Source organism: Desulforhopalus sp., from assembly GCA_030247675.1.
Taxonomy (GTDB): domain Bacteria; phylum Desulfobacterota; class Desulfobulbia; order Desulfobulbales; family Desulfocapsaceae; genus Desulforhopalus_A.
Genome location: JAOTRX010000005.1, coordinates 232,704 through 249,147, shown reverse-complemented (window position 1 = coordinate 249,147; position 16,444 = coordinate 232,704). Strand labels below are relative to the sequence as shown.

The following is a 16,444-nucleotide window of genomic DNA, read 5'->3' as shown; positions in this document are numbered from 1 at the left end:
GACTACAGTCCACCGCTTATTTCAAGAACAGCGCCGGTAATGTACGATGCTCGCTTGCTTGCGAGAAAGAGCACGGAATCAGCTACTTCATCAGGCGTGCCGAATCTCCGCATGGGAATCATTTTTTTATAATCGGCTACCAGATCCTGATCAAGATCGGCTATGAAGTCGGTGGAAATAAAACCTGGAGAAATGCAATTAACAGTAATTTTTTTCCTGGCAACTTCTTTGGCAAGGGACTTGGTGAGTGCTACTTGACCGGCTTTTGAGGCTGCATAATTTGCCTGGCCTGGAAAACCGATACGGGCAACGGGGGAGGTGATATTGATGATTCTCCCAAATTTGTGTTGCATCATGAGCAATACAGCCTGTTTAGTCATGAGGTACGTACCGGTAAGATTTGTGTTGAGAACCTCTTGCCAATCTTTATAATTCATCAATGCAAGCATTGCATCTCTTCGAATTCCGGCATTATTTACAAGGATATCAAGGTATTGATAGTCTTTTGAAATCTTCTCAAACAACGAAGCAACTTGATTTTCATCGGACACATCACACTGAATGAGTTCAAACTTGTCGGAATACTGCTTCTGCTCATCGGCAAAATGCTTAGCAGCCTCGGTATTTCCGGCATATACACCAATCACCTGAGCACCTTCCTCAAGAAATCGACGAGAGATCGCCCTGCCTATCCCTCGCGTTGCCCCACTTACAAGCACTTTTTGGCCATTGAACTCTGACATTATTGACTCCTAAGACCGTATATAGCTATCGACATCATTGGCAACAATAACTCCATAATTTATCGCTCCTAGCCAGCCAGACATGATAATTCCAACGGATCCTACATGGAATAATCCCGATACTTCCTTAAAAATAGAACGGGAAATGTTCAATCCTTCGAATTTTGTGCCAAAGGATGTGCCCTTGGTGTGCAGGGTGTAGCTGTTAAACGTCCTGGGCGTGGCAGCCTCCATCCAATCAATCTTTTCTTTGACATCTGGCAAATAACGTTCAAGATCCTTGAGAGTTTTTGCAATCAGCAATTGTTTTTCCTGTAGATATACATTTTCTTCAAGATTTGACCAGTCCTCAAACCGGCTATTCATCGAAGCAACAATTGTGTAACGGTTTTGACCTGGGCGGGTTTTAGGGTAGTAGAGAGAAAAGGTCTTGGAGTGTGAATCTTTGTCGAGTAATTCATCAGATTCAAATTCGGGTGCGGAAGAGGTGAAGAGCAGGTCTCCAATGTCGTCAATTGTTTCCTTCTCTCTGATACCAAAATATACCTGACAGCTTGAATTGTTTACTCGAATCTTGTCCGCTTTTTCAAGAAAGTCCTCTGAATAGGCATCTCGGTCGGTAAGGTTTCTTATTGTATTGGTTATTCCACTGTTAGAAACTACCGCCTTTGCAGTAATTGTTTTTCCACGTACTTCAACTCCGCGCACCTTTCCCTTTTCAATGATAATTTTATCAACCTTAGAATTGGTGCAAATTGTCACCCCATTTTTTTCCAGTTCATCTGTCATCAGGCCAATCAGTTTGTCGGTGCCTCCCTCAAAGGTAAATACTCCTTTGTTCATAAAATTAGAGAAGACAATTCCATAGGTTATTGCCGGATCATCAAGGGTTGAACCATTAGCGTAAGTTATCGGTTCCATGAGAAGGCGGTGAACGTCCGACCTGCCTGGAAAGAAGTCATTAAATAATTCTCGCGTAGTCATAGTCTGATCATCATAAAAATTCATCCCTGCTACTGTGGCAAAGAATCGATCAATAGTGCTGCGCGAGATTTTAAAGTGGGATTGGAGAAGTCGGGTGAAATCCTCCCTGTCAAAGGTTGTACGCAAAGAGAATTGTGGATTATCGAAAACAATATTAGTGAGTTGTACAATAGAACTCATGATGGCTTTGTTCCAATATTTCTTGCAGGTTTTTACCATGCCATAGGGAAAGCCGTGTAAGGAAATATCGAAAATATGGCCGCGCCTTTTGAACCAGGTTGCCAGTCCACCAAGCCGATGGTGATATTCGAGCAGAAGTACTTTGTGTCCGCAATAGGCAAGTCGGTTAGCGGTAGTAAGGCCACCAAGGCCGGAGCCAACCACTACTACGTCGTATTTGTCTGCGAGATGGGAAAATGGAACTGGCATAGGTTAGCGACTTCGTTTTTCTCTTAATGTTGAATTATTAGAGTTTGGGCAGGATGTGCTGATTAACGATCGAAACGCCACTGAGCATGGAACCGATTATACCCAGAAACCCTTGATCCGTGCCAGCGAGGAAAAGATTCGGATAGCCTATATAGCCATCCTTAATCTTGTCAGGACTGCCATAGATAGCTCCGTTGATCTTTGCAGTATAACGTTCGATAGTAACGGGAGTAAAAGTGTTTTCATATACAATATTTGCGGAGAATCTGCCAATCAATTTCTCTAGAACATGGGCGGAATGGCGGGCAGTAAAGTGCTTTTGCTCAGAATAACGGTCTGGGCTGCTAGAGAGTTCTTTCCAGCGATAGTAGTTGGCCAGGTGCGTTGAGCGAACCTCCTGAGCTGTCGATTTGGAAAGGCCATCAAAGTTTGAGGGAAAACAAATAACTCCGCTTGAGAAATCGACAAAATCAGAAGGATTTCTGTAGGAAAATTTTTTGCCGTTGTTAAAAAAGATAATTGTCTTGTTTTTTGGAAGTGCAAGGGGTGGCAGTGGTTGCAGTAGATAAATTGTTTCAACAAATCCAAGCCTTGGCAAGCGAGTAGGCGAAGGAGTACCTGCATCAGAAATGAGTCGGATGGTCTCTTCATAGCCTATGGTTGAGAGAATGTGATTACATTCTATTACATCGCCATTGTCAAGTTCTACACCGATGGCTCTCTTGTCCTTAATGAGGATCTCTTTAACCTCACAGCTCTTCCTTATATTCCCTCCCAGTTCAAGGAAGTGATCTGTTAAAAGATTTATCAGATCTTTGATCGTGCCTTGTGGGCGAAATATGCCTTCCTGGAAAATTGCTCTAAACATTATTACAAATTGACTAAGATCCAGGTCATCCGTACGGCTTGAACCATAGTACATAAGAGGGCAAAGAAGCATTTCTTCAAGTAGTGGCTCTTGCAGAATTTCCGAAAGGAAGGATCTCGTTGAGCGAAAAGGAGCTGGATAAAACGGATCGAAATCGGCAATGAAATGAAGAAGCTTTTGAAACCGTACGACTGCACGTGGGAATTTGGTTTGAATCTCCGCGCAGAGTACTTGAAAATCGTTAGTGAATGTTAGCGATTCAATATCGCTGAATACAATCTCGCTTTGGAATTGTTGGCAAACAGAAAAGTCGGTTCGCTTCAGTTTCAGCTGCCGGAGGAGCCGATTAAGAGGAGCCTGCTTATTATTTGGTTCGGCGTAATTGGTGATTGCATGCAGGCCAGTCTCGTATAGTCTGTTTTCTCTATAAAAATAAGAGTTGAGACCACCCAGTCGGGAATGTTTTTCAACGAGAAGGATATCGGGGACAAACCGTGCTGCTCTGATGGCAGCGGCCAAGCCTGAAAGACCGCCACCAATTACGAGAAGGGGGAGACTCACAACATTAGACGTCTTTCAATAATGGTTGAAGATAGTTAACACAGCTGTTGAGTGTGGCGAGGTGCGGATAGTCTTCTTCAGGAATCTGCAATTTGTGCCGTTTGCGCAGTTCCATGACAATATCGAGAAAATCCATTGAATCGAGTTCAAGTTGATCTCTCAGAGGTTGATTGGGGTCAAGACCTTCGAAATCTGCCTCATCGTCAATATCTTTAATAATTTCCAGAATTAGATTTTTAATATCTTCACTTGTCATGAAACATCTCCGGATGTTGCGGGTGATGGAAAAAAGGTCAAACTATAGTGACCTCGGTGCACTGAGGTTGCGTTGTTGGATCGATAACAAAACACTTCCTATAACATACCGAAAGAATCTTGTTGATAGTTATTTGAAGCAAAAGGGCAAAAAAAATCAGTCAGCGTATTTTTTCACGATGACAGTCGAATTAATTCCAACCATTCCAAAGGAGTTATTTAAAATTGTATTGATAGAATCTGTCTGAACAGCAGTGTTTGTTACTAAATTCTTCACCGAGCATTCGGGATCCAAATGATCAATATTGATAGTCGGGTGAACGATTCCATCGGCAAATGCTGGAAGGTTACCCGCAAGTTCTAAGACACCGGCAGCACCCATTGCATGCCCAATAATGCTCTTAGTATTATTAACATATGTTGAAGGGCAATGGCCGAAAACCTCATTAATGGCCTTACACTCTTCTATGTCACCTTGTTTTGTGCCGGTTGCATGGGTATTGATTAAGTCTATCTGTTCCGGCTGCAGGTTTGCTCTTTTCAGAGCAAGTCTCATACATTCCGCTTGACGTTTACCATAGGGCAAAACGAAATCTTTAGCATCTGAATTCATTGCATAGCCGACGATTTCGCCGTAGATATGCGCTTTCCTAGCCAGGGCTCGCTCAAGATGCTCCAATATATAAATACAGCCACCTTCCGATATCACTATACCGTTTCTATGAAGATCGAAGGGCCTGGATGCCATTCTCGGATCATCGGCTTCGCCAAGGGCCCCTTGAGCTTTGAAGCTGGCAAAAATTCCAAAAGAGCCTACTGACTCGGAGATTCCTCCGGCCAAGGCCATATCCACCTCTCCGAGTTTGAGCATCTGCACAGCCTGGATAAGGGAAGCATTGCCTGCTGCACAGGCAGCACCGATGACGTAGTGTGGTCCGGTTATCCCCAAATTCATGGTGATTTCTCCGGCCGGATTGTTGAGAACCGTTCGTGGGTTGTGGTGGTGGGTCCAATAGTTTACATCATATTGGTATTGGCTGATATTATAAACTTCGTTTTCGGTTTCTACAGTGCCATGTTCAGTGAGGCCAATGTACACACCAATTCTCGACAGGTCGTATGAATGAAGGTCCAATTGACCGTTTCTCAGTGCTTCATTGGCGCAATACACGCCTAAACAGCCGGCGCGAGTGCCTTTTTTGTTTTCCTTTTTCTTTCTGTACAATGTTTCTGGAAAGGAGCAGATACCAGCCGGGGCCTTGCCAAAATATCGCAGTTCAATTTCCTTAATTTCACTGACGCCATGAATCAGCTTTTGCCTGAACTCATCGAGATTTGCAGCGTTAGGTGCAGCGAGTCCAATACCTGTTATGACGATTCTGCTATTTAGCATGATAGATGTAATATTTTAGGAGAATAGGTTAAGAAAAAAGTTGTGAACCGGGCTTAACTTGAGCAGCAGAACGAAAAAACTCTATCTTAAAGGTGTACGTTTATTAAATGGCGACAAAATTTAGAGTAATTTCTGAGAAAATTCAACCAATATCGCTCTGTAACGAACGCGCTTCTGATAGGCGTTATCATGATGTTTCTTGGACTCCTCCTGCATTCTCAGAAAGAGGTAGGTCTTGCACGCGTATTTTTCGGCCGAGTAATCACAAACTCTTTATTATTATTCTAATAAATAAGTTTATTCTTCTTACGATTGCCGCTTTTCCCAGCTAGCAGACCTATCAAAAAAACTGCAGCACCTGCTCCAAACCATAAAAATTGGGTCTGATTGTCTTTCTTTTCTACAATTTTTTCCAGCTCAATAATTTGTTTCCCGCGCTTTTCAAATTCGGAAATGAGTAGGGCGTAATTCTCAGGAGTTTGTTCCAATTGATCGAGAGATGTCGACGAGCTGAGTTCTATTGTTGAGGTAGAAGATTTCGATGGAGAATCAGCCTGAGAGCTATGTGATTTTTTTTGTTCCTCTGTGAGCTTAGCTATGTACTTTTCAGCGTCGTTCAATTTTTCTTGAAGCTCTTGGCAGAGTAGATCAGCCGATTGCCTTTCTTCGGGCTTTCCGTCGGGCGATAAATCAGGTTTTGCGTTGATTCGATCCATTAAAACTGTCAAATCCTGTTTGAGTTTTTGTATCACTATGGTTTTAGGTAACTCGCTTTTTACATATTGTTTTGCCAGCCAACCTTGTTTGCCATCCTTGGTCTCAACCAGAAAATAATTCCCACTTTCTTCTATGATTTTCAAGGGATCTTCGGACTGGACGGTAGCAACAACTTCATATGGTTTCTCAAGGCGATCTTTAATATTGACTACTAAAACATCGGAGACATAACGGATGTTTTCCTGACTGGAGGCTTCAGATTGAAAGAAAATTTGGGAAAAAAGAAATGAGACGAAAAAAATTAAATTGACGCCACACCTGTTCATAATAATTCTCCGACAGCGAGTTGGAAATTATTGCTTCCTGTCTGTAAAAAATTTGTGAGTTGTTCTGTAATTCTACCTGCGAAAACTTGCGATAGAGCTGTTTGTCGTTTGTATACAGGGTTAGATGGTTTGTGTCAAACATCGATGTTTACAAATTTCTTAAGTAAGGCAAGAAAAGAGCCACAACAACAATCCTCTCTGCGAAAATCGCAATACAAGTTGGTAATCAAGGAAAAACTAATATAGTATTGATTGGATAAAAGTATTTGAAACGCTGGTAGGGCAATTGATTGCTATTTATTATGATTTCTTACAGGACTATCTGATGGAAAACAAACCGGGATCACCTAAGGAGATCCTCGAAATAGTTAAGAAAAGCATCTCACTTTCGGAAGAAAAGAGGCGACAGCAAAGGTTCGAATACAACCTGACTCAGTTGGCGAATAACAACATCCAGGTTCTAAAAAACGTAGAATTCGTTCAAGGCATAATAGAATACCTATTGCAGCGTGATGAGCACGAGCGAATGTTTAAGCAAAAACTCCTGGCAATACTTAATCATGCTGTAATATCCGAAGATACGAGTATCCGTGAGCGAACATTGGCTGTTTTGTCGATGGCTTGTGAGAATTTCATGCGGTACGGCATGAAAGATGAAACGTTACTTGTCGCTCATAGTTTCTCAAATTGGCTTGGGTTTGAGAAGGAGGTATTACCAGGTCTGGTCGTGGTTATTAAACGGATCGAGGAATTAACAGCCTGGCTTCTGGAGAACTCTTTTTGGAAGGAAGCTGAAGAGATGCTTTCGCTCTTTCTCCGGATCCATTCTGGAGGTCTTGCGAAAGGGGCAGCTTTCCGGAGTGTGATCCCTAAAAACCTCAATAAATTTGCCACAAAAGCAACACTTGAAAGATTGATAGATGGATATCTATTTGAAGATGACAATCAAACCCTTTTTCAGGATATCCTTTTACATTTTGAGACCCGTGGGGTGACGTACCTGCTCAATAGAGTCATACAAAGTTTGAGCAGGGAAGAACGAATAACCTTGATTAACTTTATCCCGATATTTGGCGAAGCTGCCTTTCCAATTCTCGAGGAATACCTGCAAAAGCGCCCTCCTTGGATGGTTGTCAGAAATATCTTGTACATCTTGGGCGAAATTCGCATTGACTCATGTTATTCATTTACTCAGCATTGCTTTTCCCACGAAGACAAAAGAGTTCAGCTCGAAATGATTAGCTGTGTCGTCAAAATTGGTGGCGGCGAGATGGTCGATCGGTTGCTGGATGGCCTTGAACGAGTCGATGATGATTTAAAAGGGCATATTATTCAGTTTCTCGTTGAGAACTTTGGAAGTAATAAAAAAGTCTTTGCTGCATTATGCAGGGTTACCGATGGGAGAAATATTCTTTCAACTCGATCAAAGAGTCGTCTTGTGGGCGCCGTTGTTGCAGCCCTGCGATCCTTTCCTTGTAACAAAAGTATTGAGATTCTATTGAGGTTACAGTCTGAATATGGCAAGTCACCAGGAAGCGAGCAGATCCTTCAACAGATTGATGAAGCATTGAAGGCAATTGGCCCACAGCTCCGCCATAGCCAGCAAGTCAGAGGAGACACAACCGAGGGCATATCATTTGATGATGATCCGCAGGAGAAGAGAAAAGCTCTCAGCAAACTGGCTGGTATTGAGGAAAATCTTCGAAAACTTGTTCGTGACGGAAATATCAGTGTTGCCAGCAAGTTGTTAAAGGACCAGGCATTAGCCGCAACGAAGGATGGTGATTTTATGGTCGCAGAGAAGCTGCGCGACCGACTTTTAGAGATCAATCCGATGGCCCTTAATGATGCAGTGGAACTCGGTGATATAATTGAAGAGGCCAGGGCCACACCTCTTGCCAGTCATCACCTTGAGATTTGGAGTGAACTTTATGAGGAGATGACGACTGATCAATTTAATGCTTTGTATGCAGTCCTTCGCCGGGAAGAGTATCGAAAAGGCGACATGATTGTGCGGGCCGGGGAAACCGACAATGTATTGTATCTCGTTAATTCAGGGTATGTCAGCATGAACTGTATGGCAGGAGGCAATGAGAAATTTCTCAAAAGAATGGGGGGCGGGAGTATTCTTGGTGGAGATTTGTTCTTTTCATCTTCTGTTTGGACGGTAACCATCCGAGCGATTTCTGATGTGAGCCTTCAGGTCCTTCATCAGGATGTTTATCTCAAGGTCATTAAAAAATTTCCTGAGATAGAAATAAAATTAAATGGATATTGTCGTAAGTATGAAATAATACCACAATTATTGAAAATGTCCGGGGAGGATCGACGTGAGTATCCACGTGTTCCAGTGGCGTTTTTTACCCAGAATGTGCTCCTTGACCCATACGGCAACAAGGGAAAAAGGAGACTCACCGGAGAGTTGAAGGACATTTCTCTAAGTGGTTTAGCTTTTATTTTAAAAATCTCAAGTAAACATAATGCAAAACTTCTCCTCGGTAGACAGATTGAATCAATAGTTCAGGGTCCTTCAGGAGAAATACTCACGGAATGCAACGGGGTGATTGTTGGAGTGAAATGCAAAGATGTCAGTGTTGACGATTTTACTGTTCATGTGAAGCTTTCACAAAGAATTAATGCCTCTGTTTTTGATAACCTTATCAATCGTGCCAAAAATTCCCGTGGTAAGGCAGATAAAAGTGGGCCTCGTGGATAGACAAAGTTTTCCGCACACCTTGAAGATTCAGGGTATAGAAATTTCTCCCCCTATTGCTTTGGCCCCTATGGTTGGCTTATCTCATTCAGCTTTTCGAACTCTTGTTCAGGAGGAAGGGGGAGTTGGGTTGCTTTTTACGGAGATGCTCGTGGCAAGAAGGTTGCCCCATGACAACGAGCATTGTTCGCCTCTTCTGATTAAAAGAGAGAATGAGCACCCGCTTTTTTACCAGCTCGTCACCGCCAATGAACAAGCGATAGGTCCAGCCATTGAAAAACTGCATAAATTGGGAGCACATGGAATTGATCTTAATCTCGGGTGTCCTGCCCCACTGCAAAAAAAACAGGGTGCTGGATTAGCATTGGTCGAAAATCAATCAGAGATGTGTAGGGTACTTCACAGCCTTCGTAAGAGTACAGAGCTGCCAATAAGTGTTAAGATTCGTCTTGGCAAACAATTGGATTCACAAAAGTTAAGTGGGTTTTGCCGGTTACTTGAAGATATGGGTGTTAATCTTATAACTATTCATGCAAGGTTGAATAATGAGAAGTTCTGCCGAAGACCGAGATGGGATGCGATTGGAAAAATTCGAAGGGACATATCTGTGCCGCTTTTGGTTAATGGAGGAATTTTCTCTGTTCAAGATGCGAAAGAGAGCCTTGAACAATCTGGCGCTGATGGTTTGATGGTTGGCCGTGGGGCAGTAGAGCGCCCCTGGTTGTGCGCAGAGATTGCAAAGAAAGTTTTCGGGATCGATGTGCCTGAATCGCGAAAATCGGATGCAGATATATTCTTTAAGTTTTTGAAACTTTTGGAAGATCGTTTTACGCCAGAAAGGCGGTTAGGACGGTTGAAACAATTTGCCACCTACTTTGCATCTCCTTTTCCCTTTGGCCATCATTTCGCCGCATCCATTCAATCGAGTATAACAATTGATCAAGCCAAGCAACGGGCTTCTGAATTTTTTGCCCAAAATGTTTAATTTGTAAAAAAGTACTGGAGGTATGCCAATGATAGATCTAATAAAAAAAGCTGTGTTCACTGGAATGGGAATAGCCTTTCTCACTAAAGAGAAAATTGACGAGTTTTCTCGCGAGCTGATAGATAAGGGGAAGCTTTCCGAGCAGGAAGGTGAGAAATTGGTTTCGGAGATGCGACAGCGTGCTGAGGAGTCAAAGGAGGCTCTGAAAAAGCAAACCGACAAAGTGGTCGAAGCAGCTATCGGCAGGATGCAGCTCGCAAGGGTTACCGATGTGGAAAAATTGCAAACTGAGATAGCAGGTTTGCGAAAAGAGATAGAAGCTCTGCGCAACAAGCAATAGTTTGGAGCGAGATTTTCCTTTGCCCGTCTATGTCCTGTGAAATCTGGCTTTCATCTTCTCGGTGAGGATATTCAATTCGGTCAGTCGGAGTTTATCCAGGATAATTGTGTAAAGAGCAACTCCAGAGAATATAACGAAAAAGAGGGCAGTTGTCTGCTGAACGATTGTGCCATTCAGCCAATTTGCCAAAAGAAATCGGCCAAGGAGCAAAAGAGTACTAAGGGCAAGGGTGGCAATGCTGATCTTTAAGCAACCAATTGATAAGTAGCGTATGGAGTACCCATGCAGACTCTTGTATAGTACAACCATAAGAAACAAGAAATTGATAAGCATGGTGCAGGAGGTTGAGAGCGCAATCGCCTTGTGTTGAAATGCATCAATACTGAGACTGATAATGGCGATATTGAAAAAAATTGCAAGGAAGCTGGCGATAACTGGATACCTGGTTTTATCCAGAGCGTAAAATGCCGGGACGAGAACCTTGTTGGCTGAATAGGCAAAAAGACCTATTGCATAAAGACTTAGGGTCTCAGCAGTTGCATATGTGTCAATGCTGGTAAAGGCACCGTGCTCAAATATAACCCGGATGATGGGTTGGGATAGAATAATGAGGCCAGCTGTTGCCGGCACAGTCAGAGCAAAGACCATGGTGAGGGAAGATATCATGGTATCTTTCATTGCCACGATATCTTTGTCTGCTGCTTGCTTTGCCAAAACAGGCAGCATAGCAATGGACAAGGCAACGCCAAAGATGCCGATAGGCAATTGCACCAACCTGAAGGCGTAATACAGCCAGGAAACGGAACCTTCGGGACAGGAAGCAGCAAAATTGGTGTTGATAAACAGGTTAATCTGTGTCGCAGACAGACCAACGGTTGCCGGTATCATTAAACTAAGGATTCGTCTGAGTCCTGGATCTGTAATCCGTACCCTTGGCGTATAGCGAAAGCCGGTTCTATAAAGAGATGGTATTTGGACCCCAAGTTGCAGCATACCGCCGATAAGTGTTCCAACAGCCATTCCAACGATAGCCGGTTGCCCATAACGGGGAAGAATGAACGCCAAGGCCGTGCCACCAATAACCGAGCCGAGATTAAAGAAGCTGGAGGCAATGGCTGGAATAAAAAAATGTCCCTTGGTGTTTAAAATTCCCATTACAACAGCAGAAAGGGAGATAAAGACGAGAAAAGGTGACATGATCCGAGTCAACAGGACGGTGAGCTCGGTTTTGCCGTCAATCAGGGAAAAATCAGGTGCCAGCAGGAAAACAATTTCTCCGGCAAAAAAAATCATGAAAAGGGTAATTGTACTTAAGAGAATAAGAATGAAATTCAGCACGTTAGCTGCAAGGTGCCAGGTCTCTTCTTTTGTCCTTTGCTTGTCATAAGCAGAAAACACCGTGACAAAGGCAGCGGACAAAGCCCCCTCCGCAAAAAGGTCTCTCAACAGGTTAGGAATACGGAACGCCACAACAAAGGCGTCGTAGATAAATCCCGCACCAAACAACCCAGCAAAAACCTGCTCCCTGATCAAGCCGAGAATACGGCTGCACATGACAGCTATTCCAACGGAAGCTGCAGATTTTGCAATGGTTCGTTTTTGTTGTTTTTGCTCTGTCAAAGGGAGTTTGTCCTGGAGGAATTGAAACAGAAAATCGGCGCCGGAAGAATACCCTGATTACGTCACTTTTGCCACAAAATCATCCTTTTGTTCTCACTCAAAATTTCTCACCGAAATTTTTCTTTTTAAACCCCAATCCTTGGCTAATCTTTCTTGACTTTGTATTTTGAAATTGAATATATGAATATGCCGTCCGGACGCTGGGATGGTGACAGGCGGGATATACAGGTATTTGGTGAGAGCATTGAAAAATCGATGATTTTGAGGAGATGCGAATGCAGGATACAAATATAGTAAGGAACGTAGCTATTATAGGTCACGGAAATTGTGGAAAAACGTCCCTCGCTGAAGCTATGCTCTTCAGTGCCGGCAAAATCAGCCGCTTGGGTAAGGTTGATGACGGTAGTTCAGCGATGGACTATGAAGAAGAGGAAGTGAGCAGGAAGATATCCATAAACACCAGTTTCCATAATTATACCTGGAAAAAGCATAGCGTCTTTTTGATCGATACCCCCGGTGATGACAATTTCCTCAATGAAACGATGTTTGCCTCGCACATCTGTGACAGTGCTCTTTTTACTGTTGATGCTGTCATGGGTATCAAAGGACAAACTATCAAGTTTTCCAAGATGGTAAAACAACGAAATCTGCCAACTGTCATAGTTGTAAATAAGATGGACAGAGAGCGGGCAGATTTTCTCGGGACCGTCGACCAGATCAAAGAGACGCTTCCCTTAAATCCTGTAATTTTGCATCTGCCAATTGGTGCGGAAGATAATTTTAAAGGATTCGTCGATATCGCGAGTGGCAAAGCTTATCTATTTGATGGCGATAAAGGCAACCTCAAGCCTGCCGATATCCCGGTTGAGATGGAGGATGATGTTGCACTTCTTCGAGAAAGCCTGATGGAGGCTGTCGCTGAGACCGATGACGATTTAATCGAGAAATTCTTGGAAGAAGGTGAATTAACTGCTGACGAAGTTCTTAACGGCTTGAAAAATGGTGTCAAGAAGGCCGCGATATCTCCTGTCTGTGTCTGCTCGGCAACCCTCAACAAAGGCGTCACCGCCATTCTCGACGTTATTAATTCATACATGCCATCTCCTTCTGATCGAGCGCCGATTTCAGCGAAAAAGGAAGGGAGCAACGAAACTATCGAAGTTCAGCCTCTAGATACGGCACCTTTTGCAGCCTTGGTTTTTAAAACAATGGCTGATCCCTACACCGGCAGGTTGACTATTTTTAGGGTGTTCAGCGGTGTTCTGAAGGGGGATACTTTTTATAATTCAACGCAAAAGACCTCTGAAAGATTTGGACAACTGTACGTACTTGAGGGCAAAGAACAGAAACCAGTCGAATATGCCGGCCCAGGCATGATCATTGGTGTTGCAAAGTTGAAAGAAACCATAACGGGAGACACTCTTTGCGATCCCGCAAAGCAGATTGTATTCCAGGCTCCTGAGCCTCTTAAGCCGGTCATTTCCTTTGCGGTAAGTGCCAAAAAGGGTGATGAGGAGAAAGTGTTTTCATCGATTACCAAATTACTCGACGAAGATTTGACCTTGCAAATTACCCGGCAGCAGGAAACGAAACAGGTGCTTTTGTCCGGTGTCGGCAGGGTACATCTTGATGTTGTTGGCGCTAGGATTAAACGGAAATTCGGGGTCGAGATGGAGCTTAGTACCCCGAGAATTCCTTATATGGAAACAATTAAATCCTCTGCCAGAGTTCAGGGTAAACATAAAAAACAAAGTGGTGGTCGCGGCCAATTCGGAGATTGTTGGATAGAGATTTCTCCTCTTCCTGGTGGGAAATATGAATTTGTTGATCAAATTGTAGGTGGCGTTATTCCTCAGAATTATCGGCCGGCGGTTGACAAAGGTATACAGGAAGCAATGGAAAAGGGAGTGCTAGCGGGTTATCCCGTCACCGACATCAAGGTGGTCCTGGTTGATGGCTCATTCCATAATGTCGATTCGTCTGAGATGGCTTTTAAGATCGCCGGATCACTCGCTTTCAAAAAGGGTGCCCAGGAAGCTGGCCTTGTCCTCTTGGAGCCATATCTAAATATGGAGATCAGGGTCGGTAAGGAAAATGTTGGTGATGTGATGGGAGACCTGAATTCCCGCCGGGGCAAGGTCATGGGGATGGATTCTGCCGACGGGTTGGAGATTATCAACGCTCAGGTACCTCAGGCCGAGGTCTTAGAGTATGCTACCGATCTTACCTCTATGACCGGTGGCCTTGGCAGTTTTAGTGTGTCCTTCTCCCATTACGAGGAGGTCCCAGGTCAGATTGCAGAAAAAATCATTGCCGAGGCAGCTGTTCAAAATGGCTAATCCATTGCCGGTATTATGGTTGATAAGATGAAAGAAAGCTACTCCTTCGCCGTTTTAACGATGAGTGACAAAGGATCTCGCGGTGAAAGGGAGGATACCAGTGGTCCGTATCTCAAGAAGAAGCTCGCCGAGGAGGGCTTCGTGCTTCGATCGTATACTATTGTTCCGGACCAGAAGCAGGAGATAATCGCTCATCTCAAACAATTTGCCGATGACTTGAAAGTTGATCTCATTGTTACTACGGGTGGCACTGGGGTATCGCCGTCAGACGTTACCCCGGAAGCCATGAATGAAGTGCTTGACCGGGAAATTCCAGGAATGGCTGAGGCCATGCGAAGCGCGAGTTTATTGAAAACTCCAAGAGCAATGCTGTCGAGAGGGAAAGTCGGGATACGAGGGAAAAGCCTGATTGTGAATTTTCCCGGAAGTCTTAAGGCAGTGAAGGAGAATCTAGAAGTTATCCTTCCGGTACTGTCGCACGCCTTGGAAAAAATCGGTGGGGAGACCAGCGACTGCGGGATATCCACTGAATAAAAAAGGGGGTATGGTCAGTAACCATGCCCCCTGGTGTTTTTGGTCGGGCTGTTTGGGTGGCTCTTGCCCGATGCTATTTCATGATCTGAACTGTTTCAATTTCGCCCTCTTCCATGGGGGCGATTTCACCGATGATGGTGGCTTCTTCACCAACTGCTGCAAAGTGGTGACAAATATCGATTGCCTGCGCCTCGTCGACTACCACCAGCAAACCGATTCCCATATTGAAGGTCCGATACATTTCTTCCTCTGGAATCTCGCCCAATCGTTGCAAAAATGTGAAAATTGGTGGAGTACTCCACTTGGTTGTGTCCAGAATTGCCTTGTAACCTTTAGGGAGAATTCTTGGGATGTTGTCAATAAAACCACCGCCAGTATTGTGTACCATGCCGTTTAAGCGATAATTTTTCAACACATTGAGGACTGCCTGCACATAAATCTTGGTAGGTTTTAGAAGTTCTTCGCCCAAAGTACATCCCAATTCTTCGAAGAATTGGTCAACAGTCAGCTGATGATCGGCAAAACAGATTTTTCGTACCAGAGAATAGCCATTAGAATGGAGGCCACTAGAGGTAAGTCCAATAATTTTGTCACCGGCACGAATATCTGAACCATCAATAATGGAATCTCGGTCGACAATACCGGTCACAAATCCGGCCAGATCATAGTCTTGATTTTGGTAGATTCCAGGCATTTCGGCAGTTTCACCACCCACCAGAGAGCAGTTCGCTTGTCGGCAACCTTCGGCTATGCCGCGAATAACTTCCTTTGCAACACTAAGGTCCAATTTCCCAACGGCAAAATAGTCGAGGAAACAGAGGGGGGTCGCTCCTCCGACAATCAGGTCATTGACGCACATAGCAACAAGGTCAATGCCAATAGTGTCATGCTTGTTGCAGAGTTGGGCGATGACGAGTTTTGTACCAACACCATCCGTCGAATTGACAATAACCGGCTTTTTGTATTTGTTCGTGTCGATGGCGAAATGCGAGGAGAAACCGCCTATTCCACCAAGGACACCGCGTTGATGTGTCGAAGCTACAATATCGCGAATTTCCTCAATGAAAGCGTTGCCTTTGTCAATATCTACTCCGGCTTCGCTGTATTTGCTTGGTTTTGTGTTGCTCATATGGGTTGTTGTGTTTGTAGCTAGAAATTAAAAAGAAAGGTGTTTCAAGGACAATTGACGAGATATAATATTAGTGCAGACCAGAAAATGCAATGCAATTACACCCGTTCCTTCGAAATGCTGAGGAAGCAAGGGCTCTGCGACCTGGATGAGAATATTGAAATAGTGCAACCATTCTGGTAGATAGATTCGCCATGAAACTTCTAACCCTTCTCGTGGGCCTTATCCTGATTATTGAAGGGCTACCGTACGTGGCCGCTCCGGAAAAAATGCAGATTTGGCTAAAAAAATTGAGCGAAATCAATCCGGGTCAATTACGTGCTGTGGGCCTGATTGCGATGCTGTTTGGTTTGATAATTTGTTTTATTGTGCAAAAAACCTCATTGTTTGAATAGGTTGGCTTATTACATTGCAAAGTGGTTATACTCATCGGAACCATCCATATTGACTAAATAGCATTGTCGACCGTAGACAATTTTCAATTCCAAAACCAAAATAGTATCAGACC

The 16,444-nt window shown here is 43.8% G+C and carries 14 protein-coding genes; 6 read left to right on the top strand and 8 right to left on the bottom strand.

Annotated elements, in window-relative coordinates:
• Positions 1 to 2: 2 nt before the first annotated feature.
• The 6 genes from OEL83_12620 to OEL83_12595 form a co-directional block, all read right to left on the bottom strand.
• A complete protein-coding gene (locus OEL83_12620; GenBank protein ID MDK9707884.1) occupies positions 3 to 743 on the bottom strand; it encodes a beta-ketoacyl-ACP reductase in 741 nt (246 codons plus the stop codon).
• A gap of 9 nt (positions 744 to 752) precedes the next feature.
• A complete protein-coding gene (locus tag OEL83_12615) occupies positions 753 to 2,156 on the bottom strand; it encodes an FAD-dependent oxidoreductase (GenBank protein ID MDK9707883.1) in 1,404 nt (467 codons plus the stop codon).
• Between the two features lie 37 nt (positions 2,157 to 2,193).
• Positions 2,194 to 3,585 (bottom strand): FAD-dependent oxidoreductase, encoded by a 1,392-nt coding sequence (locus tag OEL83_12610; GenBank protein MDK9707882.1) that lies wholly within the window; start codon positions 3,583 to 3,585, stop codon positions 2,194 to 2,196.
• A gap of 4 nt (positions 3,586 to 3,589) precedes the next feature.
• Positions 3,590 to 3,841, bottom strand: coding sequence for an acyl carrier protein (locus tag OEL83_12605; protein ID MDK9707881.1), 252 nt, complete (start codon positions 3,839 to 3,841; stop codon positions 3,590 to 3,592).
• Positions 3,842 to 3,997: 156 nt separating this feature from the next.
• On the bottom strand, positions 3,998 to 5,233 hold the full coding sequence (locus tag OEL83_12600) for a beta-ketoacyl-[acyl-carrier-protein] synthase family protein (GenBank protein MDK9707880.1): 1,236 nt from the start codon (positions 5,231 to 5,233) through the stop codon (positions 3,998 to 4,000).
• A 284-nt stretch (positions 5,234 to 5,517) separates the two neighbouring features.
• Positions 5,518 to 6,276, bottom strand: a complete 759-nt coding sequence (locus OEL83_12595) for an SH3 domain-containing protein (GenBank protein ID MDK9707879.1) — start codon at positions 6,274 to 6,276, stop codon at positions 5,518 to 5,520.
• Between the two features lie 325 nt (positions 6,277 to 6,601).
• Between OEL83_12595 and OEL83_12590 the strand changes: the two genes are divergently transcribed.
• Genes OEL83_12590 through OEL83_12580 form a run of 3 tightly spaced genes read left to right on the top strand, consistent with a single transcriptional unit; the run spans position 6,602 to position 10,314 of the window.
• The gene (locus tag OEL83_12590; GenBank protein MDK9707878.1) at positions 6,602 to 8,992 is read left to right on the top strand and encodes a cyclic nucleotide-binding domain-containing protein; all 2,391 of its coding nucleotides are present in this window, start codon (positions 6,602 to 6,604) and stop codon (positions 8,990 to 8,992) included.
• Positions 8,985 to 9,974: a tRNA-dihydrouridine synthase family protein gene (locus OEL83_12585; protein ID MDK9707877.1), complete on the top strand. Its 990-nt coding sequence runs from the start codon at positions 8,985 to 8,987 to the stop codon at positions 9,972 to 9,974. Before OEL83_12590 ends, OEL83_12585 begins: the two co-directional genes overlap by 8 nt.
• Before the next feature lie 28 nt (positions 9,975 to 10,002).
• Positions 10,003 to 10,314 carry a phasin family protein gene (locus OEL83_12580; GenBank protein ID MDK9707876.1) on the top strand — a complete coding sequence of 104 codons (312 nt, stop codon included), beginning with the start codon at positions 10,003 to 10,005 and terminating at the stop codon, positions 10,312 to 10,314.
• Between the two features lie 27 nt (positions 10,315 to 10,341).
• Here OEL83_12580 and murJ read toward each other — a convergent pair whose 3' ends face one another.
• A complete protein-coding gene (gene murJ, locus OEL83_12575) occupies positions 10,342 to 11,934 on the bottom strand; it encodes a murein biosynthesis integral membrane protein MurJ (GenBank protein MDK9707875.1) in 1,593 nt (530 codons plus the stop codon).
• Between the two features lie 275 nt (positions 11,935 to 12,209).
• On the opposite strand from murJ, the gene fusA reads away from it, so the two are divergent.
• Positions 12,210 to 14,273, top strand: coding sequence for an elongation factor G (gene fusA, locus OEL83_12570; GenBank protein ID MDK9707874.1), 2,064 nt, complete (start codon positions 12,210 to 12,212; stop codon positions 14,271 to 14,273).
• Positions 14,274 to 14,288: 15 nt separating this feature from the next.
• Positions 14,289 to 14,807, top strand: a complete 519-nt coding sequence (locus OEL83_12565; protein ID MDK9707873.1) for a MogA/MoaB family molybdenum cofactor biosynthesis protein — start codon at positions 14,289 to 14,291, stop codon at positions 14,805 to 14,807.
• A 73-nt stretch (positions 14,808 to 14,880) separates the two neighbouring features.
• On the opposite strand, the gene purM is transcribed toward OEL83_12565, so the two are convergent.
• A complete protein-coding gene (gene purM / locus OEL83_12560; protein MDK9707872.1) occupies positions 14,881 to 15,936 on the bottom strand; it encodes a phosphoribosylformylglycinamidine cyclo-ligase in 1,056 nt (351 codons plus the stop codon).
• A 194-nt stretch (positions 15,937 to 16,130) separates the two neighbouring features.
• On the opposite strand from purM, the gene OEL83_12555 reads away from it, so the two are divergent.
• Positions 16,131 to 16,331: a DUF2065 domain-containing protein gene (locus tag OEL83_12555; protein MDK9707871.1), complete on the top strand. Its 201-nt coding sequence runs from the start codon at positions 16,131 to 16,133 to the stop codon at positions 16,329 to 16,331.
• Positions 16,332 to 16,444: the final 113 nt, after the last annotated feature.

Coding starts and splice junctions, on each gene's coding strand:
- OEL83_12620 (MDK9707884.1), bottom strand. CDS start 743: ATGTCAGAGTTCAATGGCCAAAAAGTGCTTGTAAGTGGGGCAACGCGA.
- OEL83_12615 (MDK9707883.1), bottom strand. CDS start 2,156: ATGCCAGTTCCATTTTCCCATCTCGCAGACAAATACGACGTAGTAGTG.
- OEL83_12605 (MDK9707881.1), bottom strand. CDS start 3,841: ATGACAAGTGAAGATATTAAAAATCTAATTCTGGAAATTATTAAAGAT.
- OEL83_12600 (MDK9707880.1), bottom strand. CDS start 5,233: ATGCTAAATAGCAGAATCGTCATAACAGGTATTGGACTCGCTGCACCT.
- OEL83_12595 (MDK9707879.1), bottom strand. CDS start 6,276: ATGAACAGGTGTGGCGTCAATTTAATTTTTTTCGTCTCATTTCTTTTT.
- OEL83_12590 (MDK9707878.1), top strand. CDS start 6,602: ATGGAAAACAAACCGGGATCACCTAAGGAGATCCTCGAAATAGTTAAG.
- OEL83_12580 (MDK9707876.1), top strand. CDS start 10,003: ATGATAGATCTAATAAAAAAAGCTGTGTTCACTGGAATGGGAATAGCC.
- fusA (MDK9707874.1), top strand. CDS start 12,210: ATGCAGGATACAAATATAGTAAGGAACGTAGCTATTATAGGTCACGGA.
- OEL83_12565 (MDK9707873.1), top strand. CDS start 14,289: ATGGTTGATAAGATGAAAGAAAGCTACTCCTTCGCCGTTTTAACGATG.
- purM (MDK9707872.1), bottom strand. CDS start 15,936: ATGAGCAACACAAAACCAAGCAAATACAGCGAAGCCGGAGTAGATATT.
- OEL83_12555 (MDK9707871.1), top strand. CDS start 16,131: ATGAAACTTCTAACCCTTCTCGTGGGCCTTATCCTGATTATTGAAGGG.